The sequence below is a fragment of the Microbacterium sp. MYb64 genome (genome assembly GCF_002979495.1).
GTDB lineage: Bacteria > Actinomycetota > Actinomycetes > Actinomycetales > Microbacteriaceae > Microbacterium > Microbacterium azadirachtae_A.
In genome coordinates this window covers 40,884-62,207 of the sequence record NZ_PCOW01000023.1, presented here as the reverse complement: position 1 = coordinate 62,207, position 21,324 = coordinate 40,884, and the positions used below count along the sequence as shown (strand labels likewise).

At 65.7% G+C, this 21,324-nt stretch carries 34 protein-coding genes; all 34 read left to right on the top strand.

Features of this window, described 5'->3' with window-relative positions:
• Window positions 1-198, top strand: a 198-nt coding sequence (locus CQ044_RS19780) for a hypothetical protein (protein WP_219844989.1), incomplete at its 5' end; no start/stop codon positions are given.
• Window positions 195-1,196, top strand: a complete 1,002-nt coding sequence (locus CQ044_RS16730; RefSeq protein WP_105689514.1) for a YqaJ viral recombinase family protein — start codon at window positions 195-197, stop codon at window positions 1,194-1,196. The genes CQ044_RS19780 and CQ044_RS16730, both read left to right, overlap by 4 nt.
• Window positions 1,193-2,002 carry an ERF family protein gene (locus CQ044_RS16725; protein ID WP_181158355.1) on the top strand — a complete coding sequence of 270 codons (810 nt, stop codon included), beginning with the start codon at window positions 1,193-1,195 and terminating at the stop codon, window positions 2,000-2,002. Before CQ044_RS16730 ends, CQ044_RS16725 begins: the two co-directional genes overlap by 4 nt.
• Window positions 1,999-2,472 carry a hypothetical protein gene (locus CQ044_RS16720; protein ID WP_105689512.1) on the top strand — a complete coding sequence of 158 codons (474 nt, stop codon included), beginning with the start codon at window positions 1,999-2,001 and terminating at the stop codon, window positions 2,470-2,472. The genes CQ044_RS16725 and CQ044_RS16720 overlap by 4 nt, the downstream gene beginning before the upstream one ends.
• Window positions 2,469-2,726 (top strand): hypothetical protein, encoded by a 258-nt coding sequence (locus CQ044_RS16715; RefSeq protein WP_105689511.1) that lies wholly within the window; start codon window positions 2,469-2,471, stop codon window positions 2,724-2,726. Before CQ044_RS16720 ends, CQ044_RS16715 begins: the two co-directional genes overlap by 4 nt.
• Complete coding sequence (locus CQ044_RS16710; protein ID WP_105689510.1) at window positions 2,726-3,241, top strand: HNH endonuclease; 516 nt, start codon at window positions 2,726-2,728, stop codon at window positions 3,239-3,241. Before CQ044_RS16715 ends, CQ044_RS16710 begins: the two co-directional genes overlap by 1 nt.
• Window positions 3,238-3,633 carry a hypothetical protein gene (locus tag CQ044_RS16705; RefSeq protein ID WP_105689509.1) on the top strand — a complete coding sequence of 132 codons (396 nt, stop codon included), beginning with the start codon at window positions 3,238-3,240 and terminating at the stop codon, window positions 3,631-3,633. Before CQ044_RS16710 ends, CQ044_RS16705 begins: the two co-directional genes overlap by 4 nt.
• The gene (locus CQ044_RS16700; protein WP_105689508.1) at window positions 3,630-4,343 is read left to right on the top strand and encodes a helix-turn-helix domain-containing protein; all 714 of its coding nucleotides are present in this window, start codon (window positions 3,630-3,632) and stop codon (window positions 4,341-4,343) included. Before CQ044_RS16705 ends, CQ044_RS16700 begins: the two co-directional genes overlap by 4 nt.
• Window positions 4,340-5,527, top strand: a complete 1,188-nt coding sequence (locus tag CQ044_RS16695; protein ID WP_105689507.1) for an AAA family ATPase — start codon at window positions 4,340-4,342, stop codon at window positions 5,525-5,527. Before CQ044_RS16700 ends, CQ044_RS16695 begins: the two co-directional genes overlap by 4 nt.
• 19 nt (window positions 5,528-5,546) lie before the next feature.
• Window positions 5,547-5,897, top strand: coding sequence for a hypothetical protein (locus CQ044_RS16690; protein ID WP_146116818.1), 351 nt, complete (start codon window positions 5,547-5,549; stop codon window positions 5,895-5,897).
• Between the two features lie 265 nt (window positions 5,898-6,162).
• Complete coding sequence (locus tag CQ044_RS16680) at window positions 6,163-8,727, top strand: DNA methyltransferase (RefSeq protein ID WP_219844988.1); 2,565 nt, start codon at window positions 6,163-6,165, stop codon at window positions 8,725-8,727.
• Entirely contained in the window at window positions 8,724-9,107 is a 384-nt protein-coding gene (locus CQ044_RS16675; protein WP_105689504.1) for a WhiB family transcriptional regulator, read from the top strand. Before CQ044_RS16680 ends, CQ044_RS16675 begins: the two co-directional genes overlap by 4 nt.
• Window positions 9,107-9,733, top strand: coding sequence for a hypothetical protein (locus tag CQ044_RS16670; RefSeq protein ID WP_105689503.1), 627 nt, complete (start codon window positions 9,107-9,109; stop codon window positions 9,731-9,733). Before CQ044_RS16675 ends, CQ044_RS16670 begins: the two co-directional genes overlap by 1 nt.
• On the top strand, window positions 9,730-10,005 hold the full coding sequence (locus tag CQ044_RS16665) for a hypothetical protein (RefSeq protein ID WP_105689502.1): 276 nt from the start codon (window positions 9,730-9,732) through the stop codon (window positions 10,003-10,005). Before CQ044_RS16670 ends, CQ044_RS16665 begins: the two co-directional genes overlap by 4 nt.
• A complete protein-coding gene (locus CQ044_RS16660; RefSeq protein WP_105689501.1) occupies window positions 9,998-10,234 on the top strand; it encodes a hypothetical protein in 237 nt (78 codons plus the stop codon). Before CQ044_RS16665 ends, CQ044_RS16660 begins: the two co-directional genes overlap by 8 nt.
• Window positions 10,231-10,491 (top strand): hypothetical protein, encoded by a 261-nt coding sequence (locus CQ044_RS16655; protein ID WP_105689500.1) that lies wholly within the window; start codon window positions 10,231-10,233, stop codon window positions 10,489-10,491. The genes CQ044_RS16660 and CQ044_RS16655 overlap by 4 nt, the downstream gene beginning before the upstream one ends.
• On the top strand, window positions 10,442-10,714 hold the full coding sequence (locus tag CQ044_RS19660) for a hypothetical protein (RefSeq protein WP_181158354.1): 273 nt from the start codon (window positions 10,442-10,444) through the stop codon (window positions 10,712-10,714). The genes CQ044_RS16655 and CQ044_RS19660 overlap by 50 nt, the downstream gene beginning before the upstream one ends.
• The gene (locus tag CQ044_RS16645; protein WP_146116817.1) at window positions 10,711-10,959 is read left to right on the top strand and encodes a hypothetical protein; all 249 of its coding nucleotides are present in this window, start codon (window positions 10,711-10,713) and stop codon (window positions 10,957-10,959) included. The genes CQ044_RS19660 and CQ044_RS16645 overlap by 4 nt, the downstream gene beginning before the upstream one ends.
• Window positions 10,956-11,330, top strand: coding sequence for a hypothetical protein (locus tag CQ044_RS16640; RefSeq protein WP_181158353.1), 375 nt, complete (start codon window positions 10,956-10,958; stop codon window positions 11,328-11,330). Before CQ044_RS16645 ends, CQ044_RS16640 begins: the two co-directional genes overlap by 4 nt.
• A complete protein-coding gene (locus tag CQ044_RS16635) occupies window positions 11,323-11,541 on the top strand; it encodes a hypothetical protein (RefSeq protein ID WP_105689497.1) in 219 nt (72 codons plus the stop codon). Before CQ044_RS16640 ends, CQ044_RS16635 begins: the two co-directional genes overlap by 8 nt.
• 540 nt (window positions 11,542-12,081) lie before the next feature.
• A complete protein-coding gene (locus CQ044_RS16620) occupies window positions 12,082-12,414 on the top strand; it encodes a hypothetical protein (protein ID WP_105689494.1) in 333 nt (110 codons plus the stop codon).
• Window positions 12,407-12,592, top strand: coding sequence for a hypothetical protein (locus CQ044_RS16615; protein WP_105689493.1), 186 nt, complete (start codon window positions 12,407-12,409; stop codon window positions 12,590-12,592). The genes CQ044_RS16620 and CQ044_RS16615 overlap by 8 nt, the downstream gene beginning before the upstream one ends.
• Entirely contained in the window at window positions 12,592-12,903 is a 312-nt protein-coding gene (locus CQ044_RS16610) for a DUF4326 domain-containing protein (RefSeq protein ID WP_181158352.1), read from the top strand. Before CQ044_RS16615 ends, CQ044_RS16610 begins: the two co-directional genes overlap by 1 nt.
• Window positions 12,896-13,150 (top strand): hypothetical protein, encoded by a 255-nt coding sequence (locus CQ044_RS16605; RefSeq protein WP_105689491.1) that lies wholly within the window; start codon window positions 12,896-12,898, stop codon window positions 13,148-13,150. The genes CQ044_RS16610 and CQ044_RS16605 overlap by 8 nt, the downstream gene beginning before the upstream one ends.
• A gap of 282 nt (window positions 13,151-13,432) precedes the next feature.
• The gene (locus CQ044_RS16600; protein WP_105689490.1) at window positions 13,433-13,618 is read left to right on the top strand and encodes a hypothetical protein; all 186 of its coding nucleotides are present in this window, start codon (window positions 13,433-13,435) and stop codon (window positions 13,616-13,618) included.
• Window positions 13,619-13,778: 160 nt separating this feature from the next.
• Window positions 13,779-14,288: a hypothetical protein gene (locus tag CQ044_RS19465; RefSeq protein ID WP_146116816.1), complete on the top strand. Its 510-nt coding sequence runs from the start codon at window positions 13,779-13,781 to the stop codon at window positions 14,286-14,288.
• Window positions 14,285-15,574 carry a PBSX family phage terminase large subunit gene (locus CQ044_RS16590; RefSeq protein ID WP_105689488.1) on the top strand — a complete coding sequence of 430 codons (1,290 nt, stop codon included), beginning with the start codon at window positions 14,285-14,287 and terminating at the stop codon, window positions 15,572-15,574. The genes CQ044_RS19465 and CQ044_RS16590 overlap by 4 nt, the downstream gene beginning before the upstream one ends.
• Before the next feature lie 32 nt (window positions 15,575-15,606).
• Window positions 15,607-17,229 carry a phage portal protein gene (locus CQ044_RS16585; protein WP_105689487.1) on the top strand — a complete coding sequence of 541 codons (1,623 nt, stop codon included), beginning with the start codon at window positions 15,607-15,609 and terminating at the stop codon, window positions 17,227-17,229.
• Window positions 17,204-18,373 (top strand): phage minor capsid protein, encoded by a 1,170-nt coding sequence (locus CQ044_RS16580; RefSeq protein WP_105689486.1) that lies wholly within the window; start codon window positions 17,204-17,206, stop codon window positions 18,371-18,373. Before CQ044_RS16585 ends, CQ044_RS16580 begins: the two co-directional genes overlap by 26 nt.
• 66 nt (window positions 18,374-18,439) lie before the next feature.
• Entirely contained in the window at window positions 18,440-19,216 is a 777-nt protein-coding gene (locus CQ044_RS19655; protein ID WP_181158350.1) for a hypothetical protein, read from the top strand.
• A 21-nt stretch (window positions 19,217-19,237) separates the two neighbouring features.
• Entirely contained in the window at window positions 19,238-20,086 is an 849-nt protein-coding gene (locus CQ044_RS16565; protein WP_105689483.1) for a P22 phage major capsid protein family protein, read from the top strand.
• 16 nt (window positions 20,087-20,102) lie between these two features.
• On the top strand, window positions 20,103-20,468 hold the full coding sequence (locus CQ044_RS16560) for a hypothetical protein (protein WP_105689482.1): 366 nt from the start codon (window positions 20,103-20,105) through the stop codon (window positions 20,466-20,468).
• A complete protein-coding gene (locus CQ044_RS16555; protein ID WP_105689481.1) occupies window positions 20,468-20,785 on the top strand; it encodes a hypothetical protein in 318 nt (105 codons plus the stop codon). The genes CQ044_RS16560 and CQ044_RS16555 overlap by 1 nt, the downstream gene beginning before the upstream one ends.
• 64 nt (window positions 20,786-20,849) lie before the next feature.
• The gene (locus CQ044_RS16550; RefSeq protein ID WP_105689480.1) at window positions 20,850-21,308 is read left to right on the top strand and encodes a hypothetical protein; all 459 of its coding nucleotides are present in this window, start codon (window positions 20,850-20,852) and stop codon (window positions 21,306-21,308) included.
• Window positions 21,309-21,324: the final 16 nt, after the last annotated feature.

The following is a 21,324-nucleotide window of genomic DNA, read 5'->3' as shown; positions in this document are numbered from 1 at the left end:
GCTGCTTGGGCCGCTGCTTGGGCCGCTGCTCGGGCCGCTGCTCGGGCCGCTGCTCGGGCCGCTGCTCGGGCCGCTGCTCGGGCCGCTGAAGCGATCGCTGTCCGTGACCTCATCACGCCGGAGCAGTTCGAGATCCTGACGGGTCCGATGCGTGCAGCCGGTGTCGACTTCGACAAGCTCGGCGAGGTGCAGTCGTGAGCGCTGTCATCGAATCGCAGGAACTCACGGACCTGTACGCACGGGCCGGAGCATCCGACAAGGACCGCACCGCCTGGCTCGCCGAGCGAGCCCAGGGCATCACCGCCACGGAGATCAGGGACCTCATCCGGGGGAAGATCCGGCAGCAGGACCTCATCGACCTGAAGCTGGGCCGGAAGACCGACTCGTTCACCGGGAACGTGTACACGGACTGGGGCAACCTGCGGGAACCGGTCATCGCGGAAGGTGTCCGCGGGTACGGCATCGAGCCTGAGTCGCGGGTCTTCCACGGGGTGCAGAACTCCCGGCACCTCGCCTCCCCGGATGGGCTCGGTGTGCAGTTCGGTGACGCACTGGTGGTTTCGGAGATCAAGACCGCCGGCAAGGACATCCGCCACGGCACCACCCGGTACGAGGAGACCGGCTACGAACTGCAGATGCAGTGGGCCATGTGGGTGACCGGTGCGACCCGTTGCCTGTTCGTGTTCGAGGAGCGTATCTCGACCCGCGCCGGTTTCGAGCCGGGGCAGCTGTTCAGCGAGTGGGTTGAGCGTGACGAGGCGATGATCGCGGCTCTGATCGCCCGCGCGGATCTCTTCCTCGCCGAGCTCGACCGGCAGCGGGAAGACGGTGCCCCGGTCATCGACGAGGACGTGGACACGCACGCCGTGAACTACCTCCGCGCGATCGACGAGGAGAAGCGGTGGGCGGCTCTCAAGCAGGAGCACTACGCCGCCGTCGTCGCGGCGGGGATCTCGCAGGAGTCCTCGCTGGCCAGGGTCACGTACACGCCAGCGGTGGACGGCGAGGTCGTCGAGGTCGAGGAGATCGACTACGACGCCGCCCGTGCGGATGGGGCGGCGTTGTTCGCGCAGCTGCAGAAGGTGCAGGCGAGGTGGGACGCGCACCTGCGGTCCTACATCACGACGAAGCCCGTTCAGGGCAAGGGACGGCCGGCGAAGGCAACGATCACGGCCGGGAAGGGAATGAAGAAGTGAGCACGACGCACGCGAACCTCGCGGAGGCACTGGCGGCATTCCAGGCGGAGTTGCCGACGATCGCGAAGGGTAACACCGCGAAGGTGCCCACGAAGAACGGTGGCGAGTACAAGTACTCCTACGCGGATCTGAAAGACGTGTCCGAAGTGGTGTTGCCGCTCTTGGGTCGACATGGACTGGCGTGGACTGCGCAGCCAACTCTCGTCGGGGAGCATTTCGTGCTCCGCTACGCGCTCATGCATGAGAGCACGGATCAGGGCATCGAGGGGCTGTACCCCCTCCCCGATCCTGCACAGACCCCGCCGCAGTCGCTCGGATCGGCGATTACTTATGCCCGCAGGTACACGCTCTGCTCCGTGACCGGCATCGCGCCTGGTGGCGACGATGATGACGCGCAGGCAGCCAACAGTGCTCCCGCTGGTCGCGCTCGGGCTCCGCGTCAAGCTCCGCCGCGGGAGCCGTTGCCGGCACCGATCGTGAAGCACGACTGGGCGGCGGAAATCCTTCCGGTGCGGACGGTGGAGGACCTCCGTGCGATCTATGACCGTGCCGAGGACGCGCAGGAAGTCGGTTTCCCGTTCGGGCCAGACCACAAGCAGTCGGTGCTCAACGTCATCCAGGCGTGGGGTCTTCCGACGCCGAAGGGTGCGGTCACGGTCTCGGCTCTGATCGGCGCTGTGCGGAAGCAGATCGAGGACGGTGCCCTTCCTACTGAGGCCCCGGAGGAGTCGCCGACCGAGGAGCAGCCTTCCGAGACGTCGGAGTGGGCGACTGTTCAGCCCGGTGAGGGCGGGCAGCAGGCATGACCGTTTCCCCGGCCGTGGCGACTATCCTCCGCGACATCATCGGCCTCGAACAGGTGGACGAGGAGAACCAGCTGCACGTGCGGCTCGCCGACGCGATCACCAACGCGGGGCCTGGTGCTTCATTCGGTGCTCGGGTGGTCGCGCTCCGCTATGTCTTCAACTGGGCACTCAACGCAGCGGGCAAGGAGTTCGGGACCGCCAAGGCCAACTACGAGCACTTCATCGCGAAGACGAAGACTCGTCTCCTCGCGGAACCGAAGATGAGCGTCGCCAAGGCTGAAGCGATGGCAGAAGCCGATGACGAGGCGTACCGACTGAAGCTCGAGTATCTCCTCGCGGAGCAGCAGGAACGGTCCATGCGGAAGTTCCTCGACACGCTGGAGTCCGCTCTCGACAACCACCGCACCGACAGGGCGGATCAGCGTGCAGCCGATCGTGCATCGGCGCAGGGATATGGCGGTGGGGCATGAGCGTCCTGCTCGACGAGGACACGATCTTCCTCGAAGACCTGGATTTTGCTCCTTCCTGCGAGGAGTGCGATGCGGCACCGGTGAAGGCGGTTCGCTGCCGGAAGTGTGACGACGTCGAGCTGCTGTGTGCGCACCATGCGCAGGCGTTGGTCGAGGAGATCGAACGCATCACTTCGCATGGCTTGGTCGTGCATGAAGAGTGCGGGCAGAGCTCATCGTCAGTCGACGAAGCGATCGCAGTGGTGGCTCTCTGATGGCCGTCCAGACTCTGCGCCCGGGTGACGCGACGCCCGACGGAATTCCGCGGCGGTACGTGAACGGTGCCGGCTACGTCCGCCTCCGCTGGAAGGTCGGCATCGAGCAGTACGTGGAGGTCTACGAGCACAGATTCGTCGCAGGCATGCCGAGCCCGGACCTCGATGTCCACCACCGGAACCGCGTTCGAGACGACAATCGCATCGAGAACCTGCAAGTGCTGACCCCTGAGGAGCACCGGCTTCTCCACCTTGACGAGGACCGCCCGGAGTTCGCACGGCGCCGAGCGGTTCGGGGCGGTCACAAGTCGCGCTCGGCGTTCGAGAAGGCAGAGCGCGCGAAGTCCCGACGGGCTGAGCTGCACAACCGATCCCTTCGCATGCGGGAGATGTACGAGGCCGGAGCGAGCACGACCGAGGTCGGGGCCGCGTTCGGTGTAGACGCGTCGCGTGTGAGCGTCCACCTTCGGCGCATCGGGACCACGATGCGGCCCTTCAAGAGGAGCAATCGATGACTGGTGAGTTCACCCCGGCGCAGGTCCGGTTCATCTTCTTCGAGCGCGAAGGAGAGCGGTGCTTCAGGTGCCGCCGGTCGCTGAGGTTCGAACAGCGCGGGTGGGAGTGGTCGCTGCATCACCGCCAGCCCAGAGGCATGGGTGGAACGAAGAAGCCGATGTCGATCGCCAATGGGCTTGTGCTCTGCGGCCACGCGACGACGCCGGGCGGTTGCCATGCCTGGGTCGAATCCCGCCGGGCCATGGCTGAAGACCTCGGATACCTGATCCGCCGTGAGGCACGGATCGCAACGCCAGCCGGGACACCGGTCAGGCGACTGGACGGAACGCTCTGGCTTCTCCGCGCTGACGGAGTCGCAGAGCTGCTGATAGAAGACGAGGACGAGGAATGAGCGTCAAGGTTTCGAGTTGGGTGTGGCACGGCGATGAGACCGCCGACCTTGCCGGCAACGAGATGATCCTGCTCCTGGCACTCGCTGATGTGGCAGCCGATGACGGCAGGTGCGTGTACCTCACCGAGGACGACGACATGACGTACTCGGGCCTGGCGAAGAAGGCGCGCGTGGATCGTCGCACGGTCATTCGGCTGGTGGCGAAGCTGCGCAGGCGTGGGTTGGTGGAGCAGCGGAAGGGGACGAAGGGACAGCCGAACGAGTTCGCGATCGCGGTCCCGTGGAGGAGGGGTGACAACTTGTCACCTCTGCCGGATTCGGTGACAACGCGCGCAGATGAGGTGACACCGGGAACAACATTCGGTGACATCGCTGACCACCGCACCTCTCTTATACGTGAAGACGTAATAGACGTGCCGAGAGTGCGTCCTGGCTTCGCTGAGTTCTACCTGATCTACCCCCGCAAGGTGGGTCGGGAGGCCGCTCGAAAGGCGTTCGAGAAGGCAGTGAAGCAGGCGACTCCCGAGGCTGTCATCGAGGGTGCCCGCCGGTTCGCCTCGGATCCGAATCTGCCGGACAAGCAGTTCATCCCCCACCCGGCCACGTGGTTGAACGCCGGCCGGTGGGACGACGAGCCGCTCCCCCCTCGCGACGATGTCGCAGTCGTCGCCAACGACTTCGGTCGGGATGAGTGGATGTACCGCGCATGAGCGTCGTCGATTCCGAACGCGCGGTCATTGGCTCCCTGCTGCGGGACTCGTCCGTGCTGCGGAAGGTGCAGGCCGAGGTGATGCCGTCGGACTTCTACGACGCACGCCTGGGCGAGATCTACCGGGGCATCACCCACATGTCCACGACCCGTGAACCGGTCGACTACCTGACCGTGTGGGGTCACCTCGCCGAGTGGGGTGTCCAGGGTGTGGACCTGCGGGAGTTGAGCGCCTGGGCTGATGCGGTCCCGACCGCGGTGAACGCTGACCACTATGCGGTGCAGGTGCGGCAAGCAGCGCTTGCCCGTGGCCTGAAGGTCATCGGTGGGCGGATGCTCGAGTCGGTCGATTCGACCCCGCCGGAGCAGTTGATCTCCCGTGTCGCGGACGAGCTCCGTGACCTGCGAGAACACCACGTCGTCGAGACCGTGCACGCGATGGCGTTGGACGAGGTGCTGACGCAGGAAGTCGAGTACGACTGGGTGATCCCGGACCTTCTGGAACGCAAGGACCGGTTCATGATCACCGGTGTCGAGGGCGGCGGGAAGTCGACCCTGATCCGGCAGCTCGCGATCACCGCCGCGGCCGGCATCCACCCGTTCCGCGAGTACCCGATCGACCCGGTGCGTGTGCTCGTCGTCGACGCGGAGAACACCGAGAAGCAGTGGGGTCGTGAGACCCGCCGTTGGGCACCGTCGATGAACATGCTCGAGGGGCAGGACGTGTACAAGCGGCTGCACCTCGCGTGCCTGCGCCGCATGGACCTGACGAAGGACATCGACCTGGGCATGGTGCATCGCCTCGTCGACCAGTACCGGCCGGACATGTTGTTCATCGGCCCGATGTACCGGTTGGCCCCGAAGTTGAACAACGACGAGGACGCCGCCCCGCTGCTCGCCGCCCTGGACACTCTCCGTGACCGGGGGTTGGCGCTGGTGATCGAGGCGCATGCGGGGCATCAGACGAACCCGCGGGGTGAGCGGGATCTCCGCCCGCGTGGGTCGTCGCAGCTCATGGGGTGGCCGGAGTTCGGGTACGGGCTTCGGGCGTCGAAGAACCCGCTGCACGTGGAGATGGTGCGGTGGCGCGGTGACCGTGATGCGCGCGGTTGGCCGGCGAAGCTCGGCCGCGCTGCGGCAGGTGTGACAGGAACTCAGCGCTGGCCGTGGCGGCCGGTGGATTGACCAGGAGAGGAACAGGGACATGGCGAAATTGGTAGTGGAGAACGCGATCGTGGATCGCATCTTCGGAAGTTCTGGCGTCGCGGTGCACGAGGAGTTCCAGAAGCGGGACGGCTCGACGGGTAAGAGCTACTTCACGCTCTGGTTCACCGAGCGCCCGCAGTTGGAGATCGGGCAGCGCATCTCAGCGTCCGGCTTCCACGGCGTGAAGGTCGACGAGTACGAGCGCAACGGCGAAACCCGGCATACCGCGAACGTCTCGGTGAACTCGGCCCGTCTGATCGGTTCGGCACCGCCGGTGGATCCGGCACCGCAGGACACGGGTGACTCGTGGTCGACCCCGTCGGGGGACGCGTGGGGTGGTGAGTTCTGATGATCTCCGAGACGGTGACACACGATCTCGCTTCGGCTGAGGTCACGGATGACTGCAGGGTCGAACTCTGGACAGATGCCCCTAACACGTACCTGTTCCCGGCTTCCGCGCGTGATCTTGCTGCGGAGCTGGTGCGGGCCGCGGACGAGGCTGACAAGGCTTCCGCGGAGCTCTTGCACAACGTCATCCCGGCCAAGTTCGATGAGCGCCCCTGGACACCAGGCGGTGCAGCATGAGTACCCTCACCGACCCCAGATTCCTCGACATGCCGATGATCACGCACGAGGCGTTCTTGCGCGAGAAAGTAGCGTTCGACAAGAGCTTCGGTTTCCCAGTGCACGCCGACGACCTCGCGCCAGTACTCAAACCGCACCAGCGGGACATCGTCCAGTGGGCGATCTCCGGCGGCCGGCGTGCGATCTTCGCGAAGTTTGGTCTCGGGAAGTCGCTCATGCAGCTCGAGACGCTGCGCCAGATTCTCACGCACCCGGCATCGACTGTCGCCGGCGGACGGGCCCTGATCATCGCCCCTCTTGGTGTCCGTGGCGAGTTCATCCGTGACGGCCGCGAGCTACTCGGCATCGAGATCCGCTTCATCCGACGCTCCGAGGAGATTGACCCCGCCTGGTCTGGCGTCTACGTCACCAACTACGAAAGCGTGCGTGACGGACGCCTCGCCGTCGACGGCTTCGACGCGGTGTCGCTTGATGAGGCGTCCGTGCTGCGCTCGTTCGGCTCGAAGACCTATCAGGGATTCCTTGGTCTGTTCAACGCGATCCCGTACCGGTTTGTCGCGACCGCCACTCCGTCACCGAACCGGCACAAGGAGCTGATCCACTACGCAGGGTTCCTCGGCATCATGGACACTGGCCAGGCCCTCACCCGGTTCTTCAAGCGCGACAGCTCGAAGGCCGGGAACCTCAAGCTCTACCCGCACAAGGAGCGTGAGTTCTGGCTGTGGTTGAACACCTGGGCCTGCTTTGTGCAGCGCCCCTCCGACCTCGGGCATTCCGACGTTGGCTATGACCTGCCTCCGCTGCAAGTCGACTGGCATCAGGTTGAGGTGGGGGTGCTGTCCGACGAGATTGACCGCGATGGGCAGGGCGTGCTTGTGCGCGGCGGTGCGATGTCTCTTAAGGGGGCCGCGAAGGAGAAGCGGCAGACGATGCACGATCGCATCGTCTGTCTCATGGACCTCGTGCGCCGTCATCACCTCTGGGAGGGCGGGCGCGCGAAGTCTCAGCTGATCATCTGGTGCGACCTGAACGCCGAGCAGGATGCGATCGAGAAGGCTCTCTCTGCGAGCGGGTTCTCGTTCTCATCAGTGCACGGCGGCCTCACGGACGAGGAGGCGGAGCGTCGCCTCGACGCGTGGCGCGCGAAGGAGACGTACGCGCTCATCGGGAAGCCGGTCATGCTCGGGCAGGGCATGAACCTGCAGCAGGCGCACACGGCCGTCTTCGTCGGCGTGACGTACAAGTTCAACGACACGATCCAGGCCGTGCACCGCATCCAGCGGTTCGGTCAGCGGGGCGCCTGCGACGTGCACTTGATCTACGCCGAGACCGAGTCGGAGATTCGCGACACCCTGATGTCGAAGTGGGAGGAACACGACCGCCTCACCGAGACGATGAGCGACGTGATCCGAGAGTTCGGCCTGAACCCGGCCGCGATCTCCGCCGCCCTCACCCGAGCGATGGGTGTGGAGCGCGTCGAGCAGTCCGGGCCCGGCTGGACCCTCGCGCTCAACGACTGCGTCATCGAAACCCGCGACCACATGGCCACGGACTCCGTAGACCTGATCGTCACGTCGATCCCGTTCTCGAACCACTACGAGTACACGCCCAGCTACAACGACTTCGGGCACACCGACGACAACCTGCACTTCTGGCAGCAGATGGACTACCTCACACCGGAGCTCCTGCGCGTGCTGAAGCCCGGCCGGATCTACGCCTGCCATGTGAAAGACCGGATCCAGTTCGGCAACGTCACCGGCGCCGGCATCCCGACCGTCTCCCCATTCCATGCCGAGGCGCTCGCTCACGGACTCAAACACGGCTTCGACTACCTGGGCATGGTCACCGTCACCACCGACGTCGTCCGGGAGAACAACCAGACCTATCGCCTCGGCTACACCGAGATGCGCAAGGACGGCTCGAAGATGGGCGTCGGCTCGCCGGAGTACATTCTGCTGTTCCACAAGCCGCAGAGCGACCGCTCCAAAGGGTACGCCGACGAGCGGATCTCGAAGGATGCCGCCGACTACTCACTCGCCCGCTGGCAGATCGACGCAGCCGCGGACTGGCGCTCATCCGGAAACCGCCTTCTCGCGCCGCAGGAGCTCGCCGCCATCGAGCCGAAGCACCGCTCCCGGCTTTTCAAGGCCCAGTCTCGGGTGAACGTCTACGACTTCGACGCGCATGTCCGCACCGGCGAAGCCCTCGCCGCGAAGAACGCGCTCCCGTCGACGTTCAAGTCACTCGATCCGGGATCCTGGCGCGGCGACGTCTGGGACGACGTGAACCGGATGCTCACCCTCAACGGCGAACAGTCCCGCCGCGCGCTCGAGTTCCACATCTGCCCGTTGCAGTTCGACATCGTCGACCGCTTGATCGAGCGGTACTCAAATCGTGGAGATCTGGTCTATGACCCATTCGGTGGGCTCGGTACGGTGCCGCTGCGCGCCCGCAAGCTCGGCCGACAGGGGCGAGCCTCGGAGCTCAACCCGACGTCTTTCCGCGACGCCGTCATGTATCAACGCGAACTCGATAACGAGCAAGCGACGCCGACTCTGTTCGACCTGCTCGACCTGGAAACGAGCGCAGCATGAGCGCCGCGATGCCGGTGTACTCGGAGTCGTTCATCCCGGCTGAACCGTGGAAGGGCCAGGCCGCCTGCATGCAGGTTGACCCGGACATGTTCTTCCCGACGAAGGGCGACCACGAGTCCGCGAGGAACGCGGTCGCAACGTGCCGCACGTGCCCTGTTGTCGGCGACTGCCTGCAGTACGCCCTCGAGCACCGTGAGACGCAGGGCGTGTGGGGTGGCTTGACGCCGATGCAGCGGAAGCGGATCGCAAGGACCCCGGTGTGCCGTCGTTGCAAGACACCGATCGGGCACCTGTCGAAGCAGCACCGGTACTGCGAATCCTGCGCGGTCGCCCGCCGCGCTGAGAGCCAGAAAGCCTACGCACAGAAGGGAGCGGCGTGATGTTCACGGACACGGAGATCGTCGAGGCCGAACAGCACCGTTGGGTGCACCGGTACGAGGCTCACCTGGATCAGGTTCCCCCGTTGGTGGAGTTCCTCCGCGGGCACCGCGTCCCGTTGAAGGCCGCAGCCATGTCGGAGCGGGTGACAGGTGGGGGCGGTGAAGCACCGGTCCCGTTCCGTCTGGACCCGGTCGATGACGCTGACGACCTGTGGTGCGCCCTGGTCGAGTATGCGGGTGAGGTCGCGGAACGGCTAGAACATGCTCTCCCTGTCACCGGTTCTGACATCTGGGCCACTTTCAGGGGCATCCAGGGCATACCGGCCCACCTGGGCAGTACGGGCGCTCGAAACGCATCTTTCACGATCATCACCTGGTTGATCGACCGGGCACCCCGAATCCTCCCCCTCGAGCTCACCGACTCCGAAGACCACCTGTTCGCGCTGATCCGGAAACTCTCCGCCCGATACCTCGTCCCCCCGATCGACAGGCCGGCACGACGCCGCGTCTGCACCGTGTGCGGGGAACAGACCGTGGTGGTGGCGTGGCTGCTCGGTGGGACTGGGGAAGCCGAATGCACGACGTGCGGGGCTACGTACTCGCCGGAAGGGAACGAGAACTCATGACCGACAAGACCACCGAACTGATCGCAGAGGCGCGGGAGATGGGCGACAAGCGCCGCGCGACGTTCCCGCCGCCGCGCGACCTCACGCGGATAATTCGGAGCTTGACCGACGCCCTCGAAGCGGCTGAGGCCGAACGTGACGCCCTCCGCGCTGCGATCGGGGAAGCCCATGACCTCATCGGCAACCAGTCCGGCGATCTCAACGGGGTCGCCTTGGATGCCTGGCGCATCCTGTCCCGCGCCATCGACACGAAGGAGAAGGGTAATGGCTGAGTACGCCTACGACATGATCGCGCAACCGTGGCGCAAAGACCCGTACTACGTGGCAAGCGGTCAGCGGAAGGAGCGCGTGGAGGTTGTCGCGTCGAACGATGCCGAAGCTTTCACTGAGACGCGGAAGCTCCTGCCGACGATCAATGACGCGTACTACTGGCGGCTCTGGGTGAACAAGCGCACCGATCTGCGGATCCTTGCCGCGCGCACGAAGGAGGAGAAGTCATGAACCGTGAGCAGTTGATCGAGAAGACGGAGAGCGCGATTCAGGAGGCGTGGAACGCGCGGGCGAGAAGCGATGACCGCACCTACGGGCTTGCCGACGTGGCTGCCCGCGCCGCTCTCGCCGTGTTCGAGGAGGCGAACACCCCGACCGACGACGAGCGGGAAGCGCTCGCGGCGGCGTGGGATGAGGGCATGTCCTATGGGGTGAACTATGACGCGGGCATCCGACCTGATCCAAGCCGCGGTCCTCTCGACGGCTGAGAAGTGGCCGGAGATCCCGCAGCAGGGAATGGTGTCCTTCATCGACCCGGCGAAGGTCGCGCCACGTCCGATCCGCGGGAGGAAGACGTGGGGCCATTCGTGGTTCGAGGCGGGTTTCCGTCATGTCGGGTACACGAAGGCGGGCCTCTGGGCGATGCAGATGGACCCGGCCGACATTCGCGCCCTGGTGCGCATGGATCAGATGGTGAGGAGAGCAGCATGAGCGACTACACGCCGACGACCGACGAGGTTCGGGATAGCTTCGCGATGCTCATCGCAGGAGACCCGACCGATGCGGATGTTGCAGCATGGCTGTCTGCTCATGATGCTGAGGTGCGGTCGAGGGCTATCCGTGATGCCGCCGATCGAGTGGAGCGTGACTTTGGTGATCGGTTTCCTGGAGGAGTGCTGTCCACGCGGGCGAGCCGTCGTCTTCGGGCGATGGATGAGGAAGGAGAGGGACGATGAGTGAGCGCACGCCGAAGATGAGCACGATTCGCCACACCTGGGCGAAGGGGCACCCGTTCCCGCTCACAACGGATATCGAAGAGCGCTACGCCGAGTTCGACCGCTGGCTGGCCGACTACACGGCTAAGGTGTGTGCTTCCGTCCTGGCCGAGCAGGGTGAATCGGAATGGGAGTACGGCGCACAGCACTCGCAGGGCACGAACCCGCACCCCAGCCTGAAGGCCGCCCAAGAGATGGTCGCATGGCACCTGGCGGGTGAGCCCCGGCTGCGCCCGGAAGCCCGTGGGCGGGTGGCGCTCGTGCGTCGTCGCAAGGCTGGCCCGTGGGAGCCGGTCCCCACCACCGAGAACGAAGGAGAGAGCAATGACTGAGCACGAGAGCGAGCACGCGTCGGACGACGTTGAGATGGTCGCCAAGACACTGCACGCTCACACTGGCCGGTCGGCGCGCGACTTCCCGTGGGGACACATCGACGAGGTCACCCGGGAATACCACCGGGAGAACGCTCGTCGTCTACTGACGCGGCTGGACGAGGCGCGCGCCAACCGCACGATCCGGAGTGAGGAGCAGAACAATGGCTGAGCACGAGTGCACGATGCGCTGCTGGGTGGACCGCTACGGCTTCGATCACCACCCCGACCTTGCGGATCCGAGTGCGGACGAGAGCCTTCCGCGGTGCGGGCACTGTCGCCTTCCGCTCTGCGCGCCGCTCGGGAAGCACGACACATGCCCGTGCGACTGCCATTCCAACCGCACCATTGGCGCGAGCGATGAGTAGCGGCAGCGGAGTGTGCGAGTGCTGGCGGCTCACACCTGAAGGCGTCCACGGATCGCGAGCGTGCCCGTTCTACGGCATGCACTGGTCGGTAGTCGCGGCCATCACGAACCGCACGAGCCGGAGTGAGGAGACACGATGAGCCGCTACACGCCCCGACAGATCGCCTTGCTCATGGCGCGCGAGATCGACCCACAGGAGAGCGCCCCCGAGGACGACGAGTACATCGGTGAGTGGGAGCCGGAGCACTCGTGTGGAGGCGCGGGAGATCCGACTTGCGCGGCCTGCTGGATGCACAGCTACGACGACGCGGCGAAGCGTGCGCCTCGCACGGACAGGAGTGAACGATGAGCGACGACGGGTGCCCGGAGGGCATGTACCCGCTGGATTCGACGTATCCAGCCGAAGCGCACGCCACATTCGAGGCGTTGCGCGAGAACGCAGAGTCCGCGTCGGATTCGCTGAATCTGCCGCTGTCGTGGTTCTTCGATGACGGCGAGTACGACGACGAGGGACCGAGCTTCACGCTCGTGTTCCTGATGCCCCGCAAGCACGGAAGTAGGTGGAGCATGCGCACGCGCAGTTTCGATCGGGGAGTGGTCCAGGCGTGGCTTGATACGTGGTTGCGAGGAGAGATCAATCGATGGTTTGGCTGGTCGGATGGGAGTACCGATGAGTGACGTCAAGCAGGTACTCCAGGTCACGGTCACCGCGGAACGTCTCCCAGACGGGCACGAAGCGTACGGGGTGGAGATCGAGTCCGACCCGCGGATGCCGGCCGGGTGGGCTGCTGATTTCCTGCATGGTGTCGCTACGTCGATCGAGACCGACGGATTCGACACCCCGGAGGACGACTGATGCCTGAGCGTGTGCAGTTGTCCCGCCGGAAGGGCTGGCGGAAGTCGGAGAACACGGTCGTGGTGTCGAGGCCCACACGCTGGGGAAACCCGTGGCTCATCCTCATCCCTGGCGGTCGCGCGCTGGCCGTGTCGCGGTTCCGAGAGATGTTCACGACCGACGCCGAGGCGCGCGAGGCGTTCAAGTACCCGACCGCCGAACAGATCCGCGCCGAGCTCGGAGGGAAGAACCTCGCCTGCTGGTGCCCACTCGACCAGCCGTGCCACGCGGACGTGCTGCTCGAGCTCGCGAACAGGGCACCTGATGACTGAGTACCTGACCTACCGGGAGGCGGGTGCTCTCGTGAAGCGGTCGCCGCGCACGATCCGCTACTGGAAGTCGCAGGGCATGGCGACCGAGCTCGTCGAACGTGACGGGCAGATGGTCCGGGTCGTGGAGAAGAAGGTCCTGCAGGCATGGTTCCGGGACAGGCTGATGAATTGGCCCACGCACCGGTGGAGGCTGAGGAAGAATCTGGCCGAGGAGATCATGCGACACGCCGAGGAAGTTAGAGGTTGACGACAAAGTACTTGCCGCACCTATGTTGAAAGTACACAGGTTTCTGAGAAGGCCCCGCTCCTAGCCCCAGGCTCACAGGCGGGGCCTTCGTCGTTCCCTGTCCGCGTCCCCAACGCACAGGGGCGGTCGGCCCCCGTTCCCCCGACCGCCCCTCCCCCACCTCCCCGGCAGGAGCAGCCATGCGCGTCTACGAATGCGCCACATGCGGAGAACAGCACAAGATGCTGATCCTCGCCATCGAATGCTGCGACCCAGCCGCGTACGACGAGAACGACTAAACCCATGAGCACCGTGAACGTCGCCGCAGACACCTGCGACGCATGCGGAGCCCGGGCGTTCCTCTACGCCGAACACAACGACTGGCCCATCGGTCTCGCCTACTGTGCCCACCACGGCACCGAATACCTCCCCGAACTCACCAAGAGCGGTGCAACAGTCATCGACCTCCGCCACATGGTCCAAGCATGAAACTCACCACCGGCATCGCACTCGGTATCACCGCCGCGATCCTCTGGCACCACACCTGGCGTCCCCTCCTCGGATGGGCACTCAGCAGAGGCGACCAACCACCCCGACTCTGACCAGAGCAACCCCGACCGTGGCCTGGCGCCACCGAAGAGGTGACCACATGGCGGCGATCACCGACGCGCAACGCGACGAAGTCACCCGCCTTCACGCACAAGGCCTCTCCCGCAACGCCATCGCCCGCGAAACCGGCATCAGCACCGGATCCGTAACCCGAATCTGCACAGCCGCTGGCCTGGCCTTTGACCGGGCCAGTACAAAAGACGCAACGCGCGCGAGGGCGGCTGATATGGCGCAGGCGCGTACTGATCTCGCGTGGCGGCTCGAGGCCGCGGCGAACACGATGCTCGACATGCTGGACAAGCCGTTCACGGTGTATGCGTTTGGTGGGCGCGACAACACGTTCAACTCGGCGGAGCTCGTCTCGGCACCGGTGGATGCGCGGCGGACGATCATCACGTCGGCAGCGATCGTCTTCGACAAGCTCTCGAAGATCGTCGAGTCCACGCCTGAGGGTACGGGTGAGGCTGAGACGGTCCTTGACCGGATCGAGGCTGGCATCGACGCCGAGTTCACGGATGTCGATGATGCGGAGTTCGGGGTGAAGCAGTGACTCCCCCAGCTCTCTCTCGTAAGCAGCGGTGGTCGATCGCGCGTGCAGCGTCCAGGAAGATCGCCCTCTGGGTTGGTGCGGTGTCGGCCGGCAAGACGTTCGTGTCTCTCCTGGCCTTGTTCATCGCGATCCGGAAGGCCCGCGGTCGTGGCCTGATCGTCATCATCGGTAAGACGCTGCAGACCATCGAACGCAACGTCATCGGTGAGATGCAGAAACCGGAACTGTTCGGGCGTCTCGCGAAGCAGGTGAAGCACACCCCTGGTTCGAACACTGCGATCATCCTCGGCCGTGTCGTGCACCTTGTGGGTGCGAACGATGCCCGCTCCGAGGAGAAGATCCGCGGTTCCACCATCGAACTCGCCTACGTGGATGAGGCAACCCTGCTCCCTGAGGGGTTCTGGGAGATGCTCATCACCCGACTCCGGGTTGCCGGCGCCCGCCTCCTCGCGACCACGAACCCCGGATCCTCACAGCACTGGTTGCGGGTCCGGTACATCCTCGACGCTGACGCGCAGGACATGGTCGTGTTCCACTTCACGATGCACGACAACCCCCTCTACTTCGAGGGCGGCGACCCCGGCCCCGCGTACATCCGGTCCATGGAGGCCGCGTTCGCGAAGTCGAAGGTCTTCCACGACCGGTTCATCCGCGGCCTGTGGACAACAGCTGAGGGAGCCGTATACGACGGTTGGGATCCCGTATCGCACGTGATCCCGTGGGAGCGACTGCCGCCCATGTACCGGCTCCTCGGCGTCGGCATGGACTTCGGCACCCAGCACGCGACCTCCGTGGGGATCCTCGGCCTCGGCTACGACCGGAAGCTGTACCTGATCGACGAACTCCGCATCGAGTCCGACGGTACGGCGCAACGGCAGTCGCCCAGCCAACAGGCGAAAGCGATCGCTGACTGGCTCAAGATCAACCACCTGCCTGAAGGGTTCCTCCGCCCAGAGATACTCGCCGCAGACCCGGCAGCGCTCGCCTACCGGCAGGAACTGCGCGAGTCGCAAGGCATCGACACGGTCCCCGCCGACAACAGCGTCCTGTACGGCATCGGCCTCGTCACCTCCCTCCTCGCCCGAGGCCTGCTGCTCATCACAGACCGGTGCTGGGGTGTCATCAAGGAGATGCCTGACTACGTCTGGGATCCGAAGAAGGCGGAGAAGGGCGACGACGCGCCGATCAAGGCGAAAGACGACTCGCTCGACATGCTCCGCTACGTCATCACGTCCACAGAGGGCGAATGGCGCGACGAGGTCGGCACCCGAACCAACCACTTCTGATCTCCGCCTAACGCAGGAAGGGACTGCAACTCATGCCGCTTCCCGCATCAAACTATGACCGGTGGCCCCCGAAGCAACTGGACAACCTGCTGCCTTCGATGGCCCGGTGGGGCGCCTGGTGGGCGAACGACCTCGGACGCCTGCAGGCCGTGTACGGCGGCGGCATCCTGAACGACGGGCAGGGGTTCTTCGCATCCGACGAGGGCGGTATCAAGGTCCACTCGTTGGGTCCGGTGCGCTGGTTCATCGGGCAGCCGGCGACCGGTGCACAGCAGAACACGAAGTTGCCGGTGCCGATGGCAGCTGAGATCTGCCAGGCGTCCGCGGACCTGCTGTTCTCTGACCCGGTCACCGTCACAGTCACCGACCCGGTCACACAAGACCGCCTCGAAACGCTGCTGGACGACACGTTCCATTCGAAGATGGCTGAGGCTGCGGAGATGTCCGCAGCTCTCGGCGGCTCCTACCTGCGGGTCACCTGGGACGACACGCTGCAGCCTGACGGCCCGTTCACGACCGTGAAGGACGCAGACGAGTCGATCCCGGAGTTCCGCTTCGGTGTGCTCGTCGCGGTCACGTTCTGGGCGGTCATCGCCCGCAACGGGAAGCGCGTGTACCGGCACCTGGAGCGCCACGAACTCGATGCCGGCGGGAACGGTGTGATCCTCCACGGCCTGTACGAGGGCGAAGAGGACAAGCTCGGCGTGCGCGTCAGCCTCAACTTCCGTCAAGAAACTGCCGCTCTCGCCAAGTACACAGACCTGGGCCTTGAGGGCACGATCGACACCAAGACGCTCGGTCTCGCTGTGCAGTACGTCCCCAACCAGACCCCGAACCGGATCTGGCGCAAGGACCCCGTGGGCAAGAACCTCGGCCGATCGGACCTGGACGGCATCGAGCATCTCCTCGACCAGCTCGCGGAGACGATGTCGGACTGGATGCGCGCTCGTCGCGCAGCCCGCGCACGTGTCTTCATGGCGAAGGAACTCGCGAAGACGATGGGCCCCGGTCAGGCGGCCGTCGTGCAGCTCGATCAGGAGACGTACGTCGAAACGGGCATGTCTGGCTCCTCGGGCGAGAAGCCCATGTCGATGGCCGACCGAGTGCAGGTGTTGCAGCCTGCGTTCGATCCGGTCGGTTACAAGCAGACCGCGGACATGCTGATCGAGCAGATCCTGCAGATGTCCGGCTACTCCCTGTCCACGTTCGGTGTGAACCAGGAGAACCGGGGCGACAAGACGGCCACCGAGATCGAGGCGCGTGAGCGCCGCTCGCTGATGACACGGGCGCGGAAGATCCGCATCTGGAAGCCGGTGCTGCTCGCACACGTCACGAAGCTCCTCGAGGTGGATCGCGTCTTCTTCACGAAGCCGAACAAGACGACCGATCTGGCGGTGGAGTTCTCTGACGGTGTGCAGGAGTCGCAGTTGCGGCTCGCGCAGACCGTGCAGGCCCTGTACGCGGCCGAGTCCGCGTCCGTCGAGGAGCGGGTGTCGATCCTGCACCCCGACTGGGACGAGGACCAGATCAGTGCCGAGGTTGCGGCCATCAAGGCTGAGTTCGCGCACCCGTTGCCGGATCCGCAGATGACCCCGTTCGATCAGGGGGCGACCGACCCGGGAGAGGCTGATGACAACGCAGGACCAGTCAGCTGACCAGCTCACCGCGTCTCTGATCGCCATGTACGTGATCGCTGAGCAGGAGCTGCTCTCGGGGGCGACGACGGTTCTGCGACGCACGGCGCCGACGTTGGAGGGCCGGCAGGGCATGGTCCCGAAGCTGCGCCTCCTGGTGCGGCGGATCCTCGCCCGCCTGGCTGGGTCGACGTCGCTCGCCGACGCGATGATCTCGGCGGCCACGATCGAGGGGCGTCAGGCGGCGCACGTTGCCGCTTCTACCACCCTGGTCCGACGTTCCAGCGCCTCGCAGGGCGGTGGTGGCGGTCGGGTGCCCCCCGGCCGTTCTCTCGCGTCTGGGAGCGATGGGTTCTTCGACCTGTCGATGCCGCATGGTGAGCGAGCCGCGCAAGCGATCCGTGACGACGTCGTGTCAGAGCTGGAGGACGTGCGCCGGCGGATCACCCGCCTCCCGGACGACATCTACAAGGCGATCGCTCCGCACGGCGCGATCTACCAGGTGGTGGACAACGGGGTCACCCCGGCGCAAGCGCAGGCGATGGCGTGGCGGGTGTTCGCGTCACAGGGTGTGACCGGGTTCACGGACAAGTCGGGGCGCGACTGGTCGATGTCGGCGTACGTGGAGATGGCTGTCCGCACCGCGTCGGTGAGGGCGTTCAATTCGTCGCACCTGGACAGGATGCTCGCCCTCGGGATCGAGTACTTCACCGTCCCGGTGACAGCGCACACCTGCCCGCAGTGCTTCCCCTGGCAGGGCAAGGTGCTGACCGCTGTCCCGGTCGAGAACCCTGCCGTCCCGGTCTCGGGAACGATCGCGGACGCGGTCGCTGCGGGCCTGTGGCATCCGAACTGCCGGCACCCGTTGACGGCGTTCTTCCCCGGCGTCACCGTGCTCCCCGAGATCCGGACGTGGACCCCAGAGGATCAGCGCCTGTACGAGCTCACGCAGAGGCAGCGGCGTCTCGAACTCGAGGTGCGGAAAGCGAAGCGGCAGCTCGAGTACGCCGCGTCCCCGGAGACTGCAGCGGATGCGCGGGCGCGTGTGCGTCGCGCGCAGGCGAAGGTGCGTGAGTTCGTCCAGGAGACCGGGTTCTCTCGGCAGTCGCGTCGCGAGCAGGTCGACCTTTCCGATCCGCGCATCAAGCTCACCATCCCCCGGTAACCACACGTCCGCATGTCGCGGGCATCCCAATCCCGAACGAGCCTGGCGCTCACAAGGAGAACACGCATGTCCCCCCAGACCCCTACGACCTACGCCCGCCTCGGCGCGGACAGCCTCGCACAGATCGGCCCGACCCGCTTCGACGTGGTCGGCGCCCGCTTCTTCAACGACGATGGCGGCGCACCTGGCGGTCCGGCTCCTGCCGCGCCCGCTGCACCGGCTCCCACGCCTCCGCCCGCGGGTGAACCTGCAGCACCAGCTGCTCCTGCCGTACCGGCACCCCCTGCCTCGGCTGAGAAGGTCGAAGACCTGCCTGAATGGGCGCAGAAAGTCATTCGCGACGCACGCAAGGAAGCCGGTGATCACCGCACAGCGGCAAAGACCGCGGCTGACGACGCGCAGAAGGCGATCACCGACAAGCTCGCTGTCGCCCTGGGCCTCAAGCCGGACGCAGCTCTCGACCCTGCCGCGCTGACCGCGTCGCTCACCGCCGCGCAGACCGCGCACCGACAGTCGCAGACACAGCTCGCCGTCTACAAGGCGGCTGGAGCAGCCGGGGCGAACCCTGACGCGCTCCTCGACTCGAACACGTTCCTGGCGAGCGTGCAGTCCCTCGACCCTGCGTCGCCGGACTTCTCCACCAAGGTCGCCGAAGCCATCACGGCCGCGGTCACCGCGAACCCCACGCTCAAGGCGGCCCGGGCGGCCGGCGCGAGCACGGTCGAAACTCCCGGCGGGACCGGCGAGCAGGGCCAGATCACCGAAGCGCAGCTCGCGCAGATGACCCCCGAGCAGATCGCGGACGCCTACGACAAGGGCCTCCTGAAGAGCCTGCTCACCTAACTCCCCTGAAAGGAGCCCATCGTGGCTTTCAACAAGTTCAAGCCGGAGATCTGGAGCGCTCTGCTCCTCGTCGCTCTCCGCAAGCAGCTGATCTACACGGCGTTCACGAACCGTGACTACGAGGGTGAGATCGCCGAAGCCGGTGACACCGTCCGCATCACGTCCGTCGGCCGCCCCACGATCGGCAACTACGTGCCCGGCGTGACCGTCATCTCCCCGGAGACCGTGGCCGACAGCCAGCGCACCCTCGTCATCGACCAGTCCAAGTACTTCGCTGTGCAGGTCGACGACGTCGACAAGCGCCAGGCGAAGGGCGGCATCATGGACCAGCTCAAGGATGAGGCCGGATACGGTCTCGCCGATGTGGTGGACCAGTACGTCGCCTCGTTCTACACGTCGATCCAGGCGCAGAACCAGCTCGGATCGATCTCCGTGTCGATCGCGACCCCGACGCAGGCGTACGACAACGTCCTCGTCCCGCTGAAGGTCAAGCTCGACAAGGCGAACGTTGCCACGCAGGGTCGTTCCGTCGCGGTCACCCCTGACCTGCACGGCGTGCTCCTCCGCGACCCCCGGTTCGTGAAGGTCAACGAGTCGGGCACCTCCGAGGGACTCCGCAACGGCATGGTCGGTCGTGCCGCCGGCTTCGACATCCTGCTGTCGAACAACGCCCCGAACACGACCGGCAACGAGTTCGCGACGATCGCGGGCAACGACCGTGCGATCACGTTCGCGGAGCAGATCAACAAGGTCGAGGCGTACCGGCCTCAGTCCTCGTTCTCCGACGCTGTGAAGGGCCTCATGCTCTTCGGCGCCAAGAACGTCCGCCCCGACTCGCTGGCGAGCGCGCTCGTCACCGTCACGGCCTGAGGAAGGAGACCCCATCATGGCTCGTGCAACTCTCACCCCGGCCGCGTTCGTCCTGAACGGTGCCCTCACCGACCCGACTGGCACCGCCACCGGTGTCGGTGCTGGCAACGGCGCAACTGTCCCGTACGGCGGCAGCAAGACCGTCATCCTCCGCATCGTCGCCGCTGGTGCCGGTACGGCAACGGTTGTCGCGGGCTCGCAGCCCTCGGCGATCGCGTCCGGTCAGGGCAACGCCACCGTCACGTTCGGCGGCGCCGGCACCCAGTGGGCTGGCCCGTTCGAGTCGGCCCGTTTCGGTCAGCCGGACGGTTCCCTCGCGGTCGACACGTCGGTCGCGATGACCGTGACCGCGTTTACTCTCGACGGCCGGTACGTCGGCTGATGGGCAAGAAGACCGCCCCGGAAGAGCCGGGGCACATCTTCGTCCGCGGCGAGGGCGGGACGGTCTTCAAGCTCGACCTGCCCCTCCACGAGACGATCGAGCAGCGTCTGCACCGCGGGTATCTCACCCGTGTCGCGAACGCTGACGGTGGCGTCTACACCGGTGAGGACGCGGGCACCGTCACCAGCCGTCCTGCTCTGACCGCCCTGAAACCCGACTGGGTGTCGTGGGCTGTCGTCCAGGGCATGACCCCGGATGATGCCGAAGCGCTCACGAAGACCGACCTGATCGAACGGTTCGGCACGACCGAGCAGTAACCGCCTGGTGGGCGGGGCAGCCGTGATGGCACCCCGCCCACTGGTACCAACCGGAGGTGACGTTGTGGCCCTGTACCCGTCTTTCATCGTCCCAACGACTCTCGCGTCCTCTGCCGACTACGCGTCGTGGTCTGGCCTGGTGGCCCCGGCGAACATCGTGCAGGTGCTCCGCAGTTGCACGGCACTCATCCTCGACGCGACCGAAGGCGCGATCTACGACGTGAACCCCACAACAGGGCTCGCCACGGATCCGGCAACGCTTGCTGCACTCCGTGATGCAACCTGCATCCAGGCATCCGCGTGGGTCGCCCTGAACATCGATCCGACGACTGGTGGTGTCCTTCAGACGTCGAAGGCAGTGAGGTCGAAGAAGCTCGCGACAGGGGCGATCGAATACTCCGATGCTGAGGTTCAGGCTGTTGCTGCTGCCCGTGCGGCCGCCTACGTGAGCCTCGTTCCCGAGGCGGCACGGTTCCTGCAACAGCGGAACTTGCTCGGCGCTGAACCGGCGTACCGCGGCTGATGGAGAGGGTGATCTG